The organism is Clostridium polyendosporum, from assembly GCF_018332455.1.
Lineage (GTDB): Bacteria > Bacillota > Clostridia > Clostridiales > Clostridiaceae > Clostridium_AY > Clostridium_AY polyendosporum.
Genome location: NZ_BOPZ01000133.1, coordinates 1 through 208, shown reverse-complemented (window position 1 = coordinate 208; position 208 = coordinate 1). Strand labels below are relative to the sequence as shown.

General features: G+C 34.6%; 1 protein-coding gene. It reads right to left on the bottom strand.

What is annotated here, in order from left to right; all coding sequences use genetic code 11:
• A partial coding sequence (locus CPJCM30710_RS17725) for a transposase (protein ID WP_212905412.1) occupies nt 1-208 on the bottom strand: 208 nt, incomplete at both ends.

Here is a 208-nt window from a genome sequence, read left to right as displayed (position 1 = left end):
ATCTTTAAACCGTCTTATTCTATTTTGACTTATTGTAGATGCATCTGGAATTTTTTCTGTAATTGAATATCCTAAAAACCATCTGTATGCTAAATTCACCTCAATATCTTTAACTAGTTGCCTTTCGGAGCGTATGCCATAAAGATATCCTATGAACAACATCTTAAATAATACAACCGGGTCAGTCCCTGGGCGTCCATTTGTATGA